The organism is Jiella pacifica (genome assembly GCF_010500815.1).
GTDB lineage: Bacteria > Pseudomonadota > Alphaproteobacteria > Rhizobiales > Rhizobiaceae > Jiella > Jiella pacifica.
Map to the genome: position 1 here is coordinate 13,484 of NZ_JAAAMG010000035.1, position 20,321 is coordinate 33,804.

At 63.9% G+C, this 20,321-nt stretch carries 21 protein-coding genes; 15 read left to right on the top strand and 6 right to left on the bottom strand.

Features of this window, described 5'->3' with window-relative positions; translation table 11 throughout:
• Positions 1–9: 9 nt before the first annotated feature.
• The 4 genes from nosZ to GTK09_RS24995 form a co-directional block, all read right to left on the bottom strand.
• Positions 10–1,905, bottom strand: a complete 1,896-nt coding sequence (nosZ, locus tag GTK09_RS24980) for a TAT-dependent nitrous-oxide reductase (RefSeq protein ID WP_163466129.1) — start codon at positions 1,903–1,905, stop codon at positions 10–12.
• 27 nt (positions 1,906–1,932) lie between these two features.
• Complete coding sequence (locus GTK09_RS24985; protein WP_163466130.1) at positions 1,933–4,197, bottom strand: NosR/NirI family protein; 2,265 nt, start codon at positions 4,195–4,197, stop codon at positions 1,933–1,935.
• Between the two features lie 59 nt (positions 4,198–4,256).
• Positions 4,257–4,436: a twin-arginine translocase TatA/TatE family subunit gene (locus GTK09_RS24990; RefSeq protein ID WP_163466131.1), complete on the bottom strand. Its 180-nt coding sequence runs from the start codon at positions 4,434–4,436 to the stop codon at positions 4,257–4,259.
• Positions 4,437–4,551: 115 nt separating this feature from the next.
• Positions 4,552–5,730 (bottom strand): NnrS family protein, encoded by a 1,179-nt coding sequence (locus tag GTK09_RS24995; RefSeq protein WP_163466132.1) that lies wholly within the window; start codon positions 5,728–5,730, stop codon positions 4,552–4,554.
• A 134-nt stretch (positions 5,731–5,864) separates the two neighbouring features.
• Here GTK09_RS24995 and GTK09_RS25000 point away from each other — a divergent pair, with 134 nt between their 5' ends.
• Both GTK09_RS25000 and GTK09_RS25005 read left to right on the top strand, forming a co-directional pair.
• Positions 5,865–6,101, top strand: a complete 237-nt coding sequence (locus GTK09_RS25000; protein ID WP_163466133.1) for a DUF1858 domain-containing protein — start codon at positions 5,865–5,867, stop codon at positions 6,099–6,101.
• A gap of 16 nt (positions 6,102–6,117) precedes the next feature.
• On the top strand, positions 6,118–6,408 hold the full coding sequence (locus GTK09_RS25005; protein WP_163466134.1) for a DUF6522 family protein: 291 nt from the start codon (positions 6,118–6,120) through the stop codon (positions 6,406–6,408).
• A gap of 3 nt (positions 6,409–6,411) precedes the next feature.
• Here the strand turns inward: GTK09_RS25005 and GTK09_RS25010 are convergent, their stop codons facing one another.
• A complete protein-coding gene (locus GTK09_RS25010; RefSeq protein ID WP_163466147.1) occupies positions 6,412–7,122 on the bottom strand; it encodes a Crp/Fnr family transcriptional regulator in 711 nt (236 codons plus the stop codon).
• Positions 7,123–7,297: 175 nt separating this feature from the next.
• Between GTK09_RS25010 and GTK09_RS25015 the strand changes: the two genes are divergently transcribed.
• Genes GTK09_RS25015 through GTK09_RS25030 form a run of 4 tightly spaced genes read left to right on the top strand, consistent with a single transcriptional unit; the run spans position 7,298 to position 10,301 of the window.
• Entirely contained in the window at positions 7,298–7,591 is a 294-nt protein-coding gene (locus GTK09_RS25015) for a DUF2249 domain-containing protein (RefSeq protein ID WP_203561197.1), read from the top strand.
• A 3-nt stretch (positions 7,592–7,594) separates the two neighbouring features.
• Entirely contained in the window at positions 7,595–7,957 is a 363-nt protein-coding gene (locus GTK09_RS25020) for a metal-sulfur cluster assembly factor (protein WP_163466135.1), read from the top strand.
• The gene (locus GTK09_RS25025; RefSeq protein WP_512698711.1) at positions 7,954–9,120 is read left to right on the top strand and encodes a DUF8744 domain-containing protein; all 1,167 of its coding nucleotides are present in this window, start codon (positions 7,954–7,956) and stop codon (positions 9,118–9,120) included. Before GTK09_RS25020 ends, GTK09_RS25025 begins: the two co-directional genes overlap by 4 nt.
• On the top strand, positions 9,117–10,301 hold the full coding sequence (locus GTK09_RS25030) for an NnrS family protein (RefSeq protein WP_163466136.1): 1,185 nt from the start codon (positions 9,117–9,119) through the stop codon (positions 10,299–10,301). The genes GTK09_RS25025 and GTK09_RS25030 overlap by 4 nt, the downstream gene beginning before the upstream one ends.
• Positions 10,302–10,461: 160 nt before the next feature.
• Here GTK09_RS25030 and GTK09_RS25035 read toward each other — a convergent pair whose 3' ends face one another.
• Positions 10,462–10,935, bottom strand: coding sequence for an Rrf2 family transcriptional regulator (locus GTK09_RS25035; RefSeq protein ID WP_163466137.1), 474 nt, complete (start codon positions 10,933–10,935; stop codon positions 10,462–10,464).
• Positions 10,936–11,044: 109 nt separating this feature from the next.
• Here GTK09_RS25035 and GTK09_RS25040 point away from each other — a divergent pair, with 109 nt between their 5' ends.
• From GTK09_RS25040 to ccoS, 9 genes are all read left to right on the top strand, one after another.
• Positions 11,045–11,467: a group III truncated hemoglobin gene (locus tag GTK09_RS25040; RefSeq protein WP_163466138.1), complete on the top strand. Its 423-nt coding sequence runs from the start codon at positions 11,045–11,047 to the stop codon at positions 11,465–11,467.
• Positions 11,468–11,505: 38 nt separating this feature from the next.
• On the top strand, positions 11,506–12,717 hold the full coding sequence (hmpA, locus tag GTK09_RS25045; protein WP_163466139.1) for an NO-inducible flavohemoprotein: 1,212 nt from the start codon (positions 11,506–11,508) through the stop codon (positions 12,715–12,717).
• A gap of 387 nt (positions 12,718–13,104) precedes the next feature.
• Complete coding sequence (ccoN, locus tag GTK09_RS25050; protein WP_163466149.1) at positions 13,105–14,766, top strand: cytochrome-c oxidase, cbb3-type subunit I; 1,662 nt, start codon at positions 13,105–13,107, stop codon at positions 14,764–14,766.
• 4 nt (positions 14,767–14,770) lie between these two features.
• Entirely contained in the window at positions 14,771–15,559 is a 789-nt protein-coding gene (gene ccoO, locus GTK09_RS25055) for a cytochrome-c oxidase, cbb3-type subunit II (protein ID WP_163466140.1), read from the top strand.
• Between the two features lie 2 nt (positions 15,560–15,561).
• Positions 15,562–15,726: a cbb3-type cytochrome c oxidase subunit 3 gene (locus GTK09_RS25060; RefSeq protein WP_163466150.1), complete on the top strand. Its 165-nt coding sequence runs from the start codon at positions 15,562–15,564 to the stop codon at positions 15,724–15,726.
• A complete protein-coding gene (gene ccoP / locus GTK09_RS25065) occupies positions 15,723–16,604 on the top strand; it encodes a cytochrome-c oxidase, cbb3-type subunit III (RefSeq protein WP_163466141.1) in 882 nt (293 codons plus the stop codon). The genes GTK09_RS25060 and ccoP overlap by 4 nt, the downstream gene beginning before the upstream one ends.
• Before the next feature lie 246 nt (positions 16,605–16,850).
• Entirely contained in the window at positions 16,851–17,744 is an 894-nt protein-coding gene (locus GTK09_RS25070) for a DUF2189 domain-containing protein (protein WP_163466142.1), read from the top strand.
• Positions 17,745–17,759: 15 nt separating this feature from the next.
• Positions 17,760–20,033, top strand: a complete 2,274-nt coding sequence (locus GTK09_RS25075) for a heavy metal translocating P-type ATPase (RefSeq protein WP_163466143.1) — start codon at positions 17,760–17,762, stop codon at positions 20,031–20,033.
• Complete coding sequence (gene ccoS, locus GTK09_RS25080) at positions 20,030–20,206, top strand: cbb3-type cytochrome oxidase assembly protein CcoS (protein ID WP_163466144.1); 177 nt, start codon at positions 20,030–20,032, stop codon at positions 20,204–20,206. The genes GTK09_RS25075 and ccoS overlap by 4 nt, the downstream gene beginning before the upstream one ends.
• Positions 20,207–20,321 lie beyond the last annotated feature (115 nt).

Genomic DNA, 20,321 nt, shown 5'->3' on the forward strand with positions numbered 1-20,321 from the left:
GACCGTTCCTCAGGCGCTCTTGGGCTTGACCAGCATGCGGCCGCGCATCTCCATGTGGAGCGCGTGGCAGAACCACTGGCAGTAGTACCAGTGCACGCCCGGCCGGTCGGCCGTGAAGGTGATCGAGGCCGTCGCCTGAGGTGCGACCTCCATGGCGACGCCATGGTTGCCGAGGGTGAAGCCATGCGTCAGGTCGTCTACCTCGTCCATGTTGGTGACGTAGACCGTCACCACGTCACCCTCGTTGACCTCGAACTGCTCGAGCGAGAAGGCGGGCGCCACGGAATGCATCCACACGCGCACCTTGTTGCCGTCGCGGATCACGTCGGCCGGCCAGTCGGGATCGACGCCATCGGCCTCGGCCTGTTTGCGGGCCTCGGCGAACATCGGGTCCTTGCGATCCCAGACCGATACCGGATTGACGATGTCGGGACGCACGATGATGCAGTCGTGCGGCTCGGCGAAGGTCGGCCCATCATGGATGAGCTCCATCCCGCCCCCGGAGATGTCTATGAGCTGGTCGTTCTCCGGCTTCAGCGGACCGACGTTCAGGAAGCGGTCCTTGGAGAACTTGTTCAAGGAGATGAGGTATTTGCCGTCCGCTTCCAGGGTTTCGCCCATGGAGGTGTGATTGTGGCCCGGCTGGTAGTGGACATCGATCTTCTGAAGGATCGGATCGACATCCTCGCCCTGGAACTTACGGATCGCCTTGTCGACGTTCCACATCGCCACCTGGCTGTCGAGGAACAGCGTGGTGAAGGCGTTACCCTTGCCGTCGAAGGCGGTGTGGAGCGGCCCGAGGCCCAGTTCCGGCTCGGCGACGACGGCCGAACGCGGCTCGGCGCCTTCGAACACCGCCTCGATCAGATCGACGTCGATCACCGTCACCGTCGGAGACAGCTTGCCGTTGATGCAAAGGTGCTTCTTGTCCGGCGCCATGTTGCAGCCATGCGGGCTGTTGGAGACCGGGACGTAGGCGGTGTAGGGCGAACCATGGCGACCGTCGATCACCTTGACGCCGTTGTATTCCTTGTAGTCGCCCTTCTTCACCGCCTCTTCGATGCGCTTGATGTTGAAGATGACGACCCAGTCCTGCTCCTTGGCGGTCATCTCGGCGAGTGTGACGCCCTCTTCCGAGTTGTAGCAGGTCGAGAAGGCATATTTGCCGGCATAGTCGGCATCGCAATTGTCGAGATTGCCGTCGACGATGATCTGCCAGGCCACCTCCATCGTATCGCCGTCGATCGCGGTGAAGATGGAGACGTACTTCGTCGGATCGTCGAGGATAATGCCGTCGTTGGGCAGCGGGATGCGATGCTCGCCGTTGGCAAAGACGTAGCCGGTGCGCGGCCATTTCTGCGGACGCAGACCGTGGATATCCGACGTGTTCGGGATCTCGATGATCTTGTCGGTCTTCATGACGTCGCAGCGGATACGTGCGACGCGGGTGTTCGCCTTGTCGTTGGCGAAGAGGTAGCGACCGTCATAGGTGCCCTCGGTGAACGACATGTGCGGATGGTGCAGGTCGCCGTTGTGGTAGGTCTGCATGCCGCGCTTGGCTAGAAACGCCTTCGTCTCCGGCAGAAGGCCCTCCGTCAGGACCTTCAGGCTCTCGTTGGTCGAACCCCATCCGGTGGCCGAACAGCGGTTGAACACCGGAATACGGACCAGTTCGCGCATCGACGGCATGCCGATGACCCTGATCTCTCCCGACTGACCGGACGACCAGAAGCCGTAATATTCGTCGAGTTCGCCGGGTTTGACCTCGACGCTGGCCTTTTCCTGGGCAGCGGCGGGTCCGATGAGACTTCTGCCGCCGGCCAGAACCGCCCCGGCGAGCACGGCTCCGCCGGCTGTGCCGCTGAACAGCGAGCGCCGCGAGATCTTCGTCTTCTCGTCCGACATGTTCGTCTTCCCTCTCTTGCTTGAATCTCAGGATGCTGGAGCCGGCGCGTCTCGGGCCGGCGTTTGGACGGCCGGCTGCGCCGGTCCGGACGGCTTGATGCCGATCTGCTTCTCGAAGCGCTCGCGCTTCTTGATACGGGCGACGACCACCGGGCACCGCTTGGTGTGCTGGTAGAGCACCTGGCAGTGGAGGCAGGAGATGCACTCGTTGGGATTGATCTCGCCGGTGGGATGGATGGCCTGGACCGGGCATTCATGCGCGCAGGTCTGGCAGGGATTGCCGCATTCCTTGTAGCGCTTGAGCCAGCGGAACATGTGGAGGCGGGCCGGGATCGCGAGGCCGGCGCCGAGCGGGCAGACGTAGCGGCAGTAGAATCGCTCGATGAACAGGCCCGGAGCGAGGCACGCCAGCGCGAACAGGACATAGGGCCACGAGCGATCGAACTTGAGGATGATCGCGGTCTTGAACGGCTCGACCTCGGCATAGTGCTCGGCGGCGGACAGCGAGTAGAGCGACAGGCCGAACAGGCCGAGAAAGATGATGTATTTCACCGGCCACAGCCGTTCATGCAGCCCCCAGGGCAGCGTGACCTGAGGCACCCTCAGGGCACGGGCGATCTTGTTGGTCAACTCCTGCAGGGCGCCGAACGGGCACAGCCAGCCGCAATAGGCGCCGCGCGCCCAGAACAGGAGGGCCGCCGCCACCGCGAACCACAGGAGGAAGATCAGCGGGTCCATCAGAAACGTCTCCCAACGGAAGTCGGAGAAAACCGCCGAGGCGAAAGCCAGCACATTGACCACGGAGAGCTGGGCGTTGGCGTACCAACCGATGAAGAACAGCGTGAAGACGAGGAAGACGGTGCGGATGATGCCGAACACCCGCTCGTTTCGGGTCGCAAGCGACTGGAAAAAGAACAGCGCCGTCAGAAAGAGGAGCCCGGCGCCGAGAATGACGATCTCGGTCCGCTTGGCCTGCCAGATCCGCGTCCACAGCGCATTGCGGATATCCGCCGCGTCTTCCGGGACCACCGCCTCGGCCGGAGCGTCGCTGGCGGCGGCCGTCTCGGCGCGAGGCCGCGGCGCGATCGTCTTCAGATAGCGCTCTGGCAGGTCGTACCCGACATCGTAGGTGAGGAAGACCTTCTCGATCGGCCCGACCGCGCGCTGCACCAGCAGTTGGAGGCGCCAGGGCTTTGCCGGATCGAACCCAACACTGGCCGGCACGATGAACAGATCCGCCTCCTCGAAGCCGGGCGCGCCATCAGCCACGATGCGCACGACACGGCGGTGCTCGCGGTCGCGGAAACGGTGAGAGACGTCGTCCTGGATCACCTGGATGCGGTCGAAGATGCCGCCCCGCACATAGCCCGACCCCTTGAAGGACCAGCGGCCGTTGCCGGCGATCAGGATGGCTTCGTCGCCCTCTTCCAGCAGACCTTCGAGATTGTCGTAGGCCGCATCCCCGAGGAGGCTTCGCCCGATCGAGGGCTGGCTGGCGAGCCCGACCCACAGATCGATGTAAGGGTCCGTGTCCGGCCCTGGCTCGACGTGCTTTTCGGTGCGCTCGTCCCCGAGGGCGGCGAAATCCTGGTTGACGGCCGGCACATCGACGACGAAGTGCCGCAGCGAGCCGTCGCCGGAAAGGGTCTGCCAGTCCTGCACCGCATCGGCGCTGCGATCGACGGCCTGCTGCGGCCCCGCCGGTCCGGTCTCGGGCTCGAAACTCCCGAGCGAAAGCGCCTTGGCCACCTTGATGGCGGCGCGCCGGATCGAATCGTCGATCACCATGATGGTGACGGTCGCGCCGGAGACGATGTCGAGGTCGTGGCCGGTGTCCTCGCCCGCCGCCTCCTTGTTGAGATCGAGCCCGGCGTATCGTTCCGTGACCGCCTTGATCTTCGCCTCCGGGATACCGACCAGGACGATCGGTTCGGAGTGCTTCATGAGACGTACGCCGGTGACGACCGCGTCGTCGGAAATGCCGACGAGGGTATGGATCGGCTTGCCGGAATAGCCGGTGGTGGGCACGAAATCGGAGGTGAGGAACACCCAGCCAATCGTCTTTCCGTCCGAAAGGGCGGGCACCACTGGGAGATCCTCACGGATTTCACCAAAGGCGTCGGCGCCGGGCACGAGATCAGCGGCAACGACAGTCTCGAGATATTCGCCGACGAGCGGCCCGCCCGACGCGGCCTGCGCCGGAGCCGGCGACAAGAGCATCAGGAGCAGGAACGCGAGCGCGCGAAAGCCCCATCCGTGCGCGCATCTCGCGCCGGTGTCGTGGCGTTGCATGATTTCTTCCTTGGTTGCCCGAACCGCTCGAGCGAGCCGCGTCCAGTGGCCGTATCGTCTCAAAGCCGGGGCGAAAGGTCGTTGTCGAGGGCGGCGGGTTCGTCCTCGTTCAGCCCCCTCTTGAAGGCCTTGATGCCCCTGGCGACGTCGCCCATGAGCTCCGGGATCTTGCCGCGCCCGAACAGCAGCATCACAACCGCCAGGACAATGAGCCAGTGCCAGATGCTGAAACTACCCATGGCCGGCCCCCTCTGTGCATCATGCTTTCGTTTCCCGAAAACCGCCTCCGGTCTTCGTGTCGATGCTGTAGGGCAAGGGCCCGGGGCCGACATTGCGTTTGCGCAAACTCGGCACTCATTTCACGTCGGGACACGGCCGCAGATGGGCTAGCGGCAGAATTGCAAAGGCGAGGAACCAGAGCACCGCGCTAGTGCCGAGAAGCGGCACGTAAATCTCCGCGACCAAGGGCGCTGCCACACGCGCCAATGCTGCCAGGTTCGCGGCGATCAGGGCGAGGCGTATCGGCTGCGGCGCGGCACGGCGTCCCTGCCCTCGCGTCGCCGACAGGCGCCCCATGACGGCGAGCGTCATCGTGCCGATGGCCCCCGCAGTCAGGGCATGGAGGGCGGCATCGGGCGGAACCAGAAGAAACGGCCGGGCGGCCAGCCCCGCGAGCAGCGTCCCCGCCGCGAGCCAGCCATAGCCCAGATGAAGCGCTGCGATGCCCATTTCGCGGAGCAGCCATCCCCGCCAACGCAGCAGACGAACGACATGGAGTACGCCCGCCCCCGTCATCGTCACGGCCGTCACCGGATGAGCCGGCGCGACCACCCAGGACACCAGTCCGGTGGAGGCGACAAACAGAACGGCGATGTCGAATTGGCCATAAGGTTCCGGCACCCGCTCGGCACGCGCACCGGACAGGGCGTTGCGGGTGAAGCTTGGCACCAGCCTGCCTCCGACGGCCGCGATCAGCAACGCGCCCACGCCGATCCCCGTGCGGGCGAGCATGGCGGCGACCTCGGCGTCTCCGACCAAAAGACGATGGGCGATCGAAGCGAGAGCCAGGAGCGGAAACAGCATCAGGCCATGGCGCGACTGCTGCGCCGACTTGACCCGCGCCTCGCGGGCCAGAGCCAGGAACAGCGTCAGTGGAAAGATCGCATCGATGATCGTCCCCGGCCAGAACGGCAGGACGAGCGGCAGGACGCGCCCTGCGAGCCAGAGCGCGAACAGCGCGGCGAGGCGATAGCCGGAAGCCGGCAGCTTGCCCGACCAGTTCGGCGTCGCCGACAGGAGATAACCGGCGATGACGGCGGGCAGAAATCCGAACACCATCTCGTGGGCATGCCATGTGAGCGGCGGCAGATGAGCGACCTCGCCAACTCCGGAAACGAACATCCACGCCCAGAGCGGCACGGCGGCGGCGGCATAAAGACAGGCGCCAAGAAAGAACGGACGAAAAGAGGCGGCGAAGAGCCATCCCGCCTCCGTCCTCATCCGGGACGCGACCAGCCTCGGGGACGCAGACATGAGACAGACACCTTCTGTTGTGCTCATGATGCGCAATAGGGGCACGAATGCTCGTCGACGTTGTTCCCGAACAAAGAAGACCGCGATGATCGGCGCTACAGGCCTTTGATCAGGCCACATGGATTCGTGAACCGATGGCAGCTGTACCGCATCTTTCCTCAATCCGACCCGACCTCGCCGTCGACGACCTTCTCAGACGCCACAAGGCCGCGATCCCGGTCTTCATTCGACGGCGGATGCTGTGCATCGGCTGCCCCTTCGCCCCGAGCCACACGATCGCCGACGCCTGCCGCGAGCATGGGATCGAGTTGGACTCGATGCTGGCGGAGCTGGTGGATGTCCTGTCAGTCGACGGATCCCCGGCCCGATAAGGATGGAAAATTGCTCATGACGCGCATCACACCCACACAAGACGGCTTCGACATCGATGCCGCGCTCGTCGCCGAAAGCTTCAAGCTCCCTGTCGGGGAGGTTCAGTTGCTGATGCGGGAAGGGGAGATCACCAGCCGGCTGGATCAGGGCGAAGGCGAGGATGCCGGGACGTTTAGGCTCGTGTTCTTCCATCGCGGCACACGGCTGACGCTGATCGTGGACGAGAGGGGGCAGGTGCTGCGCCGCTCCTCGATTGTATTTGCGCGAGAGGAGTTGCCCGCCGCGCTGCACCGTCTGGCACCATGAATGTCAGTCCTGTTCGGCTCGGCCATCCGCGAGGGCGACAAGGCCGTGCGGATTGCACACGACGATCTTTTTCCGGGAGCTGGAAACCAGCCCCCGACCTTCCCAGGCGCTCAACAGACGGCTGACGGTATGCAGCGTCGCGCCGGTCATCTCCGCGATATCGAGCCGCGTGATCGGGAAGTCGATCAGAATGCCCTCGTCGGTCTTTCGCCCCGCCTGATGAACGAGGCGCAGGAGCGCGTGAGCCACCCGCCGCTCGACCCCTTCCGTCCCAAGCTCGCGGATACGCGTATGGGCTTCCTGAAGGCGCGCGCCGACCGTCGCCAGTGCATTGACGGCCAAAGCCGGGCAGCGCGCGACGAGAAAATCCCACTGGTTGATGGGCCAGACCATCGTCAGGCTTTCGACCACGGCCGTCGCCGTGCCGGGATAGTCGCTGCGGCGGATCGCCTTGGCGATGCCGTAGATATCGCCGGGATGAACGTGTCGAACGAGGATCTGCTGGCCGTCCGGAGCGGTCTGGGTCACTTTTAACCGGCCATGCAGGAGTGCGAAGAACTCAGCGGCGGGATCGCCCTGATTGAAGACGGACACGCCGGTCGCCAACCGGCGCGTATGGGCCGATTGCAGAACCGCGTCCAGATCCTCGTCCGCCATCGTGGCGAAGATGTCGAGCTCCTTCAGCACGGACCTGTCTATCCGTTGGGGTGTCATCATTCGTCTCCATCGGCGCTCTCGCGATTCTCGGGCACGCCTGCAAGCCGGCACCTCTACTCAACGATCCGCCTCGCCACAACGATCCAGGAGACGTGGAGCGGCAAGCCCGGCCGCGACGGCCCTGCCGCATCCTGGAAGCTTGTGCGGCGAGTTTGCGCAAGGACAAAGATGCATGCCGGCCAAGCTGGCAAAACCGGAATCTCGTCAAACAGGATTCCTGCCGATGACAACCATGTCAGACGTCCGGGCGGTACTCGACGTACGCAGCCTGCCATGCACCACCCGCCGCGCGACCATATTCGGGACGTTCGACGCTCTCGAGTCCGGACAGGCCTTCGAGATCGTCAACGATCACGATCCGGCGCCGCTGCGCGGTCACTTCGACGCACGCGCCGACGGCTCCTATGACTGGACCTATGTCGAAGCCGGCCCCCGCGAATGGCGCGTCAGGATCACGCGAGGCTGAACGATGGACGATGTCGAAAATGCCGTCCGCCTCGCGCTGCGGTCGGTGCACGACCCGGAACTCGGGGTCGATGTCGTCGATCTCGGGCTCGTGCGTTCGGTCGCGATCGACGAGGATCGGGTCGACATCGTGATGATGATGACGACACCGACCTGCCCGATCGGCTCGCTGATCGCCGAAACGGCGAAGGTCGCCGTGGCAAGTCGCATCGGTGGTGACAGGCAGGTGAGCGTTACCCTCGATCGCTCGGCGGAGTGGAGCCCGGCGCTGGCCTCTCCCGAGGTTCGGGCCCGGTTCGAGCCTCACCCGTCGGCGGTGGCAAGCGCAGTGAAGGCGGCCTTTTCCCGCCTGTTTAAGCTGGCATGACCCTGTCTCGCATCTTGCGCCCGGCTGCGGCCGGCCTTGCCGCCGCTTCGCTCGTCATGGGCCTGACGGGCGGGCTTGCGCGTCTCGGCGTTTCGCCCGCCCCCGCCTCGGCGATGGAATTTCACGGCGCGCTGATGATCGCCGGCTTCTTCGGAACCCTGATCGGCCTGGAGCGTGCCGTCGCCGATGGGCGCAGCGCCACATTGATGGTGCCGCTCCTGTCACTGGCAGGCGTGGTGAGCCTCCTCACCGGTTTCGAGCAGGCAGGGGCGGCCGGCTTCCTCCTTGCCGGGCTGGGCCTGACGCTACTCACGGGTCGTGCCTGCTGGCGGCAACCGACGCTGTTTGCCGCCGTCATGACGATGGGCGCGGCCTTTTTCGTATGGGCGAATGCGCTGTGGCTCAGTGGCCGGACCATCACGGACATCACCTATATCTGGCTCGGCTTTCTCATCCTGACGATCGTCGGGGAACGGATCGAATTGTCCCGGCTGATGGCGCCCTCGGATCAGGCGAAATTCGTTCTCGTCGGCGTCATCGCGCTGTTCACCGCGGCGCTCGTCAGCGGCGAACCCTGGGACGGCTCATGGCTCTTCGGCACGTCGCTGGCCGCTCTGGCGACCTGGCTGCTCGTTCACGACATCGCCCGCAAGACCGTCCGCACAAGCGGGCTGGCGCGCTATTCGGCCGCCTGCCTCCTCGCCGGATATGTCTGGCTCGTGGTTGCGGCGCTCGGTGTCGTCGCCGCGCCACCGGGCGTCGCCGCCTTCGGTCACGACGCGGCGGTACACGCGATCGGCCTCGGTTTCGTCCTGTCCATGGTCTTCGCGCACGCGCCGATCATCCTTCCGGCCGTCGCCGGGGCAAAGGTCCGCTACACGCCGCTGCTCTATCTGCCGGCGGCCCTTATCCAGGCAGCCGTGGGGCTGCGGGTGGGCGCCGACCTTTCAGCGCGCGCCGACCTGGTGCCGGTCGCGGCCTGGGCGACGATCGCCGCCATTTTCCTTTACGGCGCTCTCTTGGCCTTGACGGCGCTGGTCGGCAAAACCTGCCAGCACCCCGACGCGAGCGCGACCAGTGAAGCAAAACCCGGTTCCGCCCGGATCGGTCAGGCGGTTCGGAACGCACGATCCAACGCGAACCTTGGAAGGTGGATCAAATGACCGCGACGGCACGCCCCTTGCCCCGCCATCCCCACTGGCTTTCGAGCAGCTTTCGGCCCTTCTTCTTCCTCGGCGCCCTGGCGATGGCGGCTTCGGTGCTGGTTTGGCTGTTCGTCCTGGCGGGCGCCGAACTGCCCAGCGCGTTCATCCCGCGCAACTGGCACGTTCACACGATGCTCTTTGGCGCAATTCCCGCCATCGTCGCCGGCTTTTCCTTGACGGCGGTGAGCAACTGGACGGGCCGCCCGCCCGTCTCGGGCGGGCTCCTGCTCGCTCTAGTGATCTTATGGCTGGCGGGCCGCGCCGCGATGTCGATCTCGGCCATCATCGGGTTCTGGCCAGCCGCGACCATCGACCTTTTGTTCCTGCCCGCTCTCGCTCTGGTGTTCGGCCGCGAGGTGATCGCCGCCGGCAACTGGCGCAATCTGCGGGTCCTCGTCCTGATCATGCTGATCGCACTCGCCGACTTCGGCTTTCAGATGGAAGTCGCCAGCACTGGCTTGGCGGAGACGAGCGTGCGGGCCGGCATCGCATTCGTGCTCGTTCTCGTCATGCTGATCGGCGGACGCATCGTCCCCGCCTTTACTCGCAACTGGATGAAGACGCGTCAGGCAACCCGGCTTCCGGCCCCGTTCAGCGCTCTCGATACGGTCGCCATGACCGTCTCGTTGGCCGCGCTGGGCTTATGGGCAGCGCTGCCGGACCACCTTGCGGCCGCGGCTCTGCTCTTTGCGGCAGCCGGCCTAAACACCGCGCGGCTGGCGCGCTGGCGCGGCCTTGCGACGCGCTCGGAGCCGTTGCTCTTCGTTCTTCATATTGCCTTCGCCACGGTGCCTCTCGGCTTTGCCGCCGTCTCAGCCGGAATCATCGCCCCGACACTCGTCGAGCCGGCCGCCGCGCTGCACGTCTGGACGGCGGGCACGTTCGGTCTGATGACGCTGGCGGTGATGATTCGCGCCGCTCGCGGCCACTCGAGACGACCGTTGACGGTTGGTGCCTTCGAGACGGCCCTGTTCGTGTTGGTGCTAATTGGCACCCTCGCCCGAATGGCAGCTCCTTATGCCGGCGGCGCCTACCTCAACCTTCTCAATTTGGCGGGACTTGCTTGGGCGGCAGCCTTCCTCGGCTACGCTGCCGGTTATGGCAGGCTGCTTCTCACGAGACCGGGAAGCGTTTTGTAATCTCCGGAAAATCGCGTGCATTTCATGGTCGCGCCACTTCTGATGGTACCTCGGACCCTGTCCCCCCGGACCTCCGCTAGGTACGATGTGACGGAAATGCCGAATGCGCAGGCCACCGGTTCGTCCGCCCTGTACGTCCAAACCGGATTTGCATTCGCTTTCATCGTCGGCCCGCGGCTTCGAAGGCCGCGACTTGCGCGGCGATAGTAGGCGCTTCGGCCATCGGGAACAGCGAGAGGATGTCGATCTCGCGTTTTGGCAGATCGGCAAAGGTGTAATTGTCAAGTACCGACAGGAACGCCGCGACCGCCTCGCCGAGGACACTCGTCATCCCGCAGGCCGGCGCAATCACGCAGTTCCTGCAGTCGGCAAGGTCGAACCCGTCTTCGGTCGCCCGGACGATTTCGCCGATCCGGATCTCGTCAGACGGCTTGGCCAGCCTGATGCCGCCGGCGCGGCCGCGCAGGGTCGTGAGGTAACCGGCCTTGCCGAGTTCGTGGACCACCTTCGTCAAATGGTTGTGCGAGATGCCGTAGGCTTCCGCGATCTCGGCTATGGAGCATAGCCGGCCGGGCCGCGCCGACAGATAGATCAGCACGCGCAGGGCATAGTCGGTGTAGCGGGTCAGTCGCATCGGATCCGTTCGGCATTGTCGTCACCTAAGATGTATTTCTCTTGCATCTTTTGTCGAGAGGCGATAGGCGCCGTTTAACATGCATTGGAAATGCATGTTTGGAGGCGTCATGCAGAAACCATCCGAGCTACGAGCAATCCTGACCGAGGAGGCGCTTCGCGGTCTGGTATCTGCGTTCTACGCACGGGTGCGCGCCGACGCGGTCCTCGGCCCGCTGTTCGAAGGCACTATCGGCGACTGGCCGGCGCATCTGGAGCGTCTGACGGCGTTCTGGTCGTCGGTCCTGCTGGGGACCGGCCGCTACAAGGGCAACCCCTTTGCGGCGCACCTTCGCCATGTGGACATGATCGATCCAGCGATGTTCGACCGCTGGCTGGGGATCTGGCGCGAGACCACCTCCGACCGCTTCCCACCGGAGGCTGCAGCTCTCCTCCAGCTCAAGGCCGACCGGATCGCCGACAGCCTGAAGGCAGGCCTGTTCTTCCGGCCGGAACTTACGCGCGCGCAGCGGTCGGCCGCGCGCTCGGCCTGAGCCATTCCCCGACCGAACCTATCCAAGGAGTAACGAGAATGCCGTCGCAACTCAGCGCACAGACGATCGCCACTGTGAAGGCCACGGTGCCTGCCCTCGAGGCGCACGGGCTGGAGATCACCATGGCGATGTATGCCCGCATATTCCAGGATCCGATGGTACGGGACCTGTTCAACCAGTCGCATCACGGTGACACCGGCTCGCAGCCGCGGGCACTTGCCGATGCAATCCTCGCCTATGCGCAGAACATCGACAATCTCGGCGTTCTTGGTGCGGCGGTCGAACGCATCGCCCAGAAGCATGTCGGCCTGCAGATCCTTCCCGAGTACTATCCCTATGTCGCCGAAGCGCTGCTCGGCGCGATCAAGGACGTGCTCGGCGATGTGGCGAGCGAGCCGGTGTTGGCCGCCTGGGGCGAAGCCTACTGGTTCCTCGCCGACATCCTGATCGCCCGCGAGGCTGCGGTGTATCAGGCGATTGCCGACGCCGACGGCGGCTGGACCGGCTGGCGCGACTTCCTGGTCGAGGCGAAGATCCGCGAGAGCGAGGTCATCACCTCCTTCGTTCTGCGGCCGCTGGACGGGAACCCCGTCCTTGCCCACAAGCCGGGGCAGTACCTGACCTTCTGGCTCGAGCTGCCGGGCGAGCGACCGCAGAAGCGCAACTACAGCATCTCGGCCGCTTCGAACGGCGAGACCTATCGCATTTCGGTGAAGCGGGAGCCCGTGGGCTCCGCCTCGAACTGGCTCCACGATGCGGCCGAGGTCGGCACGTTGCTGAAGGTGTCCGCGCCGGCAGGCGAGTTCTTTCTCGGGCACGAACCAGAGCGGCCTGTGGTCCTCGTCAGCGGCGGCGTCGGGCTGACGCCGATGATCGCGATGCTGGAGACGCTCACCAGGACGGGCCTGAATGTGCCGGTCCACTACGTCCATGGTGCGTTGAACGGTGCGACGCATGCGATGCGAGACCATGTGCGGGATCTGGTCTCCTCCACGGCCTCAGTCGACGCAACGACCTTCTATCTGGAGCCGCGCTCGGAAGACGTCCGCGGCCGGGACTTCGACGAGGTGGGCGCGATCTCGCTCGACTGGCTGAAGGCGAACACGCCGGTCGCCGAAGCGGATTATTACCTCTGCGGCCCGAAGGGCTTCTTGCGCACCTTCGTCAACGGGCTGGCGCTCGCCGGCGTCGCGCAAGACCGCATCCACTACGAATTCTTCGGTCCTGCCGACGAACTCCTGGCCGCCTGACGTCTTCGCCTCGGATTCGAGGCGGTCCAAGTCATGTCGATCCTCCATGGCAACATTCGCCATCCTGACCTCTTCTGAATTCAGTGAAGAGCTGCAGCGACGACGGCGACATCGCCGCTGCAAGTAAGGGATGGAACCCGAATAGGCGGCAGATGAGACTCGATGCTCGATCCCCAGCAATCAACGATCAGTGTCGTTCCTGTCTGAGGAACGAAGCACATCTTCATTCAAACCGGCCATAATTTCCTAGGTTTTCTTGCATGAAATCGCAATTTTTGTGATCCTCAACACCTGCACTAGAACGGTCAGGCGGCGATTCGTGGGGCGCTTCATATCTCCGTCCGCAGCGAATGCCCTGCAGGGTAGCAAATCAATGGAGACCAGATGATGGTTTCACAACTCACCCGCGGTGAACGGGAAGTCAGCATCCTAATCGCAGCAGCGGTTGCGCTGTGCGGACTGGCGCTCGCCATAGCGGGACGCAACGATCCCCTCGGCGTCCACGGTGCCTTCGTGCTCGTCGGGGGCGTCGCGCTGATCGCTTTCCTGCTGTCCCGCCTTGACAGCCCGGAGCCAGACGTCAGCCTGCGTCCATCGGAGTACTACGACGACCCGATCAAGGTCGGTATCGCGTTGTCGATGCTCTGGGCCGTCTTTGGCATGTTCGTCGGCGTCTGGGTTGCCGCGGAGCTTGCCTGGCCATTCCTCAACTTCGACACGGCATGGCTGAGCTTCGGGCGCCTGCGTCCGGCCCACACGACCGGCGTCATCTTTGGTTTCGGCGGTAATGCCCTGATCGCCACCTCCTTCCATGTCGTGCAACGGACATCGCGGGCGCGGCTTGCGGGCCAGGTCAGCCCCTGGTTTGTGCTCCTCGGCTACAATCTTTTCTGCTTCATTGCCGTCTCCGGCTACCTGATGGGTCTGACGCAGTCGAAGGAGTATGCTGAGCCTGAATGGTACGCCGACCTCTGGCTGGTCGTCGTCTGGGTGACGTACTTCGTCCTCTATCTGCGGACGATCGCCCGGCGGAAGGAACCGCACATCTACGTCGCTAACTGGTACTTCATGGCATTCATCGTGGTCGTGGCGATCCTGCACATCGTCAACAACCTCGCCATACCGGTGTCACTTGGTCACGCCTGGAGCTATCCGATCTGGTCGGGCGTCCAGGACGCGATGGTGCAGTGGTGGTATGGCCACAACGCCGTGGCCTTTTTCCTGACCGCCGGCTTCCTCGGCATGATGTACTATTATCTGCCGAAACGGGCCGAACGGCCGATTTTTTCCTACCGTCTATCGATCCTCAGCTTCTGGGGCATCACCTTCTTCTACATGTGGGCAGGCTCTCACCATCTGCACTACACGGCCCTGCCCCACTGGGTGCAGACCCTCGGAATGACATTTTCCATCATGCTGCTGGTGCCGTCGTGGGCCTCAGCCGGCAACGCGATCCTGACCCTCAACGGGGCGTGGCACAAGGTCCGCGACGACGCGACCCTGCGCTTCATGTTCGTTGCCGCCGTGTTCTACGGGCTGTCGACGTTCGAAGGATCCTTCCTCGCCATCCGTCCCGTGAATTCGCTCTCGCACTACACGGACTGGACCGTCGGACATGTGCACGCCGGGGCGCTCGGCTGGGTTGCACTCATCACGTTCGGATCAATCTATACGCTGGTGCCGTCGCTCTGGAAGCGAGAACGGATGTATTCGGCGGCGCTGGTCGAGGTCCATTTCTGGCTCGCGCTGATCGGCACGCTGATCTACGTCTTCGCGATGTGGAACTCCGGGATCGTCCAGGGACTGATGTGGCGCACCTATACGGAAAGCGGCACCCTCGCCTACTCTTTCCTCGACTCCCTTGTCGCCATGTATCCCTACTACATCGCCCGAACGCTCGGGGGCTTTCTGTTCCTGCTCGGCGCGATCGTCGGTTGTTACAACATCTGGATGACGGTCCGCGCCAGCCCCGCAGCCGCCGAGACGGCGCCCAAGGACCTGCCGGACGCCCGCTGGGCCGAAGGCACGGCGACCACCCCGGCGGAGTGAAGTCATGGCCGAACTGTTTCACCGAAAGATCGAGCGAACCGCCATCGGATTCGTTCTCGCGATCATTGCGGCCGCGAGCGTTGGCGGGATCATCGAGATCGCTCCTCTGTTCACGATCGACGAGACCGTCGAGGAAGCTCCCGACATGCGGCCATATACGCCCCTCGAGCTGGCGGGCCGCAACGTCTACATGCGGGAGGGATGCTATGCGTGCCACTCGCAGATGATCCGCACACTGCGGGACGACGTCGATCGCTACGGCCCTTACTCCCTCGCGGTGGAATCCCGTTATGACCATCCGATGCTGTGGGGCTCGAAGCGAACCGGGCCGGATTTGGCGCGCATCGGCGGCAAGTATTCCGACATCTGGCACGTCGCGCACCTGACAAATCCCCGCGACGTCGTGCCCCAATCGAACATGCCGAGCTATCCTTGGCTCGCCCGCACCTCTCTGCGAACCGAGGATCTTGGACTTCATCTTAAGGCCCAGCAGCAGATCGGTGTTCCCTACACCGACGAGATGATCGCAAACGCCGCCCGGGACGCGCTGGGACAAGCCTTGCCCGACAGCGACTACGCCGCCGGCGTACAGGAACGCTACGGGGACAAGGCGCAGATCAGCGCCTTCGATGGGGTGACGACGGAACTCACCGAGATGGACGCTCTTGTCGCCTATCTTCAGGTTCTGGGAACCCTGACGGATGCGGCGTACGAAAACACGGTCGCACCGGAAGAAGCGCCGGACGCCGAGGATCTCGCAGCGGGATCCGCCACGACGTCCGGAGGGCGATGAACATGGACATCGACCACGCCACGGTCGTCGCCTTCTCGAAGAGCTGGGGGTTGTTCTATCTGATCGCCCTGAGCATCGGCGTCCTGATTTACACCTTCCGGCCCTCGAACAAGAAACGGTTCGACCGGGCCAAGAAGACGGTCCTGGACAAGGAGGACAGGCCATGACCGACAGAGAACGCGATCCCGTCAGCGGCCGCGAGACCACCGGTCACGAATGGAACGGGATCAAGGAGCTCGATACGCCCGTCCCGAAGGGCATACTCATCTTCCTCATCGTGACTCACGTGTTCGCCATCCTCTGGTGGTTCCTGATGCCGGCCTGGCCGTTGGGGTGGACCTACACCAAGGGTCTCTTGGGAACGAACCAGCACGAACGGGTCGAACAGCAACTCGCACAGGCGGCTGTCGCAAGATCGGCATGGGAAGAGAAGATCGCTTCGCTGAGCTTCGACGAGATTCAAGCGAACGAACAACTGATGGACATCGTCAGACAGTCCGGACACAAGCTGTTCGGGGACAATTGCGCAGCCTGCCACCGGTCGGACGCGACAGGGGGCAGCAACTATCCCGATCTGACGGATGATGACTGGATCTGGGGGGGCGAACCAGAAACCATCGCGGAAACGATGCGCGTCGGCATCAACTCGCCCCATGGCGAAAGTCGGATGGGCCAGATGCCAGCCTTCGGGCGCGACCAGATGCTTGAGCGCGACCAGGTGGTCAATGTGGCGAATTACGTCTACTCGCTCAGCCATCCCGAATATTCCACTGCCGCAAACATCGATCGGATCGAGGCAGGGCATGAAGTCTTTATGGCGACCTGCGCGGCCTGCCATTCGGACGATGCGCGGGGCTCTCGAGAGATGGGGGCACCCAACCTCACGGACAAAGCGTGGATATACGGCGGCGATCTCCAGACGATCATCAGCAGCGTCCACGGCGGCCGCCAGGGCCATATGCCCACCTGGGAAGAGCGGCTGACGCCCGTCGAAATCAAGATCTTGGCGCTCTACGTGCATTCGTTGAGCGTCGCACGGCCGTAACCCAGAACAGGACGATCAGATGCGCAGATCTTTCGCAATCCGGCCGCTGGTCACTCTTCTCGTCCTGGCGGGCGTGTTGATCTTCGCCGGAGCCAATGCGCACCTGTTCTACGTTGCATTGACTTCGCAACCCGACTGCGTGGCTCATCTGAAGGAGCCCGGTAGCCGAGCAGGGCAATTCCGGGCAGCAAAATCTGCCTGCTGAAGGCAGCCGTATCCGGACATCATCACGCCGAGGAGGAAGACATGAACGAAAGCGACGAGAGATACGGTCTTCTCACCGACACCTCGGATGTCAGAGAAACCCTCACGCCAGAACTGCAGCGCCATCTGCCGCCTTTCACGGCCCTGAACTGGCTGCGTGCAGGCTGGCGGGACCTCATGACGCAACCGGGTCCCAGCCTGGCCTACGGTCTTGCGGTATTCCTCATTTCCGTCCTGGTCGTTTCGGGGTTGTTCTCCTATGGCTGGGGGCAGATTCTCTTTCCGGCGCTCGCAGGCTTTCTGGTCGTCGGCCCTGTCCTCGCGGTCGGCCTCTACCAGAAGAGCCGTGCAATCCAGACGGACGTCCCTTTTTCGCTCAACGACATGCTCGCCGTTCGCGCCTGTTCCGAGACTGGCCAGATCTTCTTCGTCGGGGTTCTTCTCTGCCTGGTGATGCTCCTTTGGGTGCGCGCAGCCGTGCTGATCTACGCCCTGTTCTTCGGTTATCTCCCCTTTCCGGGATTCGACCACATGACCGCGCTCCTTCTCGCAACAGGGACGGGCTGGGGAATGCTATTCACGGGTACGATCGTCGGCGGTCTGTTTGCCGCATTCTCTTTTGCAACCGGAGCTTTTTCGATCCCCATGCTGCTGAACGAGCGGACCGACGCCGTGACGGCCATGAGCCGCAGCATGGCTTTGGTCTGGAACAACGTGCCCGTCATGATGGCCTGGGGTGCCGTCGTCCTCGGCTTGTCAGCCATCGCCCTCCTGACAGGGCTCCTGGGCCTAATCGTGGTATTCCCGCTACTCGGCCATGCCACGTGGCACGCCTACGAAGCGGTCCGCCGACCGGACCTTGCGAGAAGCGACGCCTCATCGGCCGCGGCGCCCGGCCAACGCTTTGCCGGCCGGGCCGAACTTGCACGGGATTGAGCCGGTGAGCGCGCCATGAGCTGCTGCGCCCAGAACGCCTGTTTCCTTCCGGACGAAGATCCGTCCCTGGGGTGCATTGCGGAACAGGAGATGCTGCTCGCGAGCCGAGTTGTTGCTGACGGCGTGCGGCAAGTGACGCTTTCGGTTCCCGCAATCCACTGCGGCGCCTGCATCCGCGCTGTCGAGGATGTGATTTCCGATCTTCCTGGAATCGAAGCGGCCCGGGTCAACCTTTCGACCAGGCGGGTTTCCGTTAGCTGGCGCGGAGAGAGACCGCCGTCGATCATCCGACCCTTGGCACAGATAGGCTACGAAGCGCATCTCCAGGACACCGGAGCGGATGAGCGCGACCCAAGGCTCGACGAGTTGCTCCGCTCTCTTGCCGTGGCTGGCTTCGCAGCGATGAATGTCATGCTGCTTTCCGTGTCCGTGTGGACGGGCGCCGACGCCGCCACGCGCGACCTGTTCCACTGGATTTCGGCGGCCATCGCGTTCCCAGCCCGTCTCTTCTCCGGCCGAGTGTTCTTCCGGCCCGCCTGGAACGCAGTGCGGCACGGACACACGAACATGGACGTACCGATCTCGATCGGCGTCCTGCTGGCATACGGCCTGAGCCTCTACGAGACGATCCACCGCGGTGAGTACGCCTATTTCGATGCGTCCGTCACGCTCCTCTTCGTCCTGCTGATCGGGCGAACGCTGGACCACCTCGTGCGTGAGCGCGCCCGTTCAGCGGTATCGGGCTTGGCGCGGCTCGGCGCACGTGGGGCCATGGTCCTGCGCCCCGACGGTTCGCGCGACTACCTGCCCACCGATGAGATCGAGCGGGGCATGCGAATCCTGCTTGCGCCCGGCGAGAGGGTTCCGGTCGACGCGCGGGTCGAGGATGGGACTTCGGAGATCGACTATTCACTGGTGACCGGAGAAGGCGATCCCCGGCAGGTGGGCGCCGGCGCCGAACTCTTGTCCGGCACCTTGAACTTGACCGCCCCGTTGACGATCATCGCCACTGGGACGGCGAGGGACTCCTTCTTCTGCGACATGCTGCGGCTGGTCGAGGCAGCCGAGAACGCGCGCCCCGCGCGGGTCAGCATCGTCGACAAGGTGGCAGGGCTATATGCCCCGGTGGTACACGCCGCAGCAGCACTGGCCCTCTTGGGCTGGCTCATCGCAAACGGGGACCTCCATCAAGCCGTTACAGTTGCCGTAGCGGTCCTGATCATCACCTGTCCCTGCGCGCTCGGCCTCGCGGTCCCGATGGTGCAGGTAGCGGCGGCCCGTCGTCTGTTCGAGGCTGGGGTGATGGTGAAGGACGGCGCGGCTGTGGAACAGGTTCTGGACGTCGACGTGGTCGTATTCGACAAGACCGGCACGCTGACGGAGAATTGTCGTCTCATCGCCGACAAACATGCGACAGACTCGGCGCATCTCGCGCTTGCAGCTGGGATTGCGGCATACTCATCGCATCCGCAATCTCGGGCTCTGGCGGTCCACAAGCGTCGGGACGATCCACCGCTCGTGTTCGACGGCGTGAAAGAGCACCCCGGACTGGGGGTCGAGGCTACTATGGGCGGTAACGTTTACCGGCTAGGTCGGGCGGAATGGGCACTTCAGGGTGGGCCGCCATCCCGCCGAGACGGAACCGTCCTGTCCAAAAATGGAATCCTGCTTCAGGTCTTCCGCTTCAGTGACGCGATCCGGCCCGGCGCCGCGCAAACCGTAGCCGAGTTGGGGAGAATGAGGCTGTCGGTTGAGGTGATCTCGGGTGATCGCCAGGATTCGGTCCGCCGGACGTCTCGTGCCGTGGGGATCGACCGCTTCGAGGCCGAGGCGATGCCAGCGCGGAAGCTGGCCCGACTAGCGGAACTCTCCCACTCTGGCCAGAAGGTTCTGATGGTCGGTGACGGCCTCAATGATGCGCCCGCGCTTGCCGCGGCTGACGTATCGATGGCGCCGGCAGACGCGGCTGACATCGGCCGCAGTGCGGCAGGCTTCGTGTTCCTTTACCGCTCACTCGGAGCCGTACCTCACTCTATCGCGCTGTCGCGGCGAGCGGGACTATTGATCCGGCAGAATCTGGCTTTTGCGGTCGCGTATAATGCCATGGCATTCCCGTTCGCAGCGCTCGGTTATGTGACGCCCCTGATTGCGGCTCTCGCCATGTCCGGATCGTCCCTGCTGGTGGTCGCAAACTCCCTTCGGCTGGACCGCTACAGGTTCGATAATGATACTGCCGAAGGGAAGCGACAGGTGCTCCACTCCGGGCACACGGTCGAGACAATGTCTTGAGCAGCCTGATCTATCTCGTCCCGATCGCCCTCGGCATGGGACTTGTCGGGCTATGCATTTTTCTCTGGTCGCTTAGGAACGGACAATACGGGGATCTCGACGGCGCAGCCGAACGCATCCTCATCGACGAGGACAGGCCGCTCAATCCCGCGAAGCATGATCTGTCCTCTTAATCTTCTTTCCATGCTATTTTTGGGAAGGAGGACCGAACCATGGGACCGTCACCATCAAGGAAGTCCGCAGGGCCGCGTGATGCGGCCACCAAGGTTGCGCATCATCGCCTGAGTG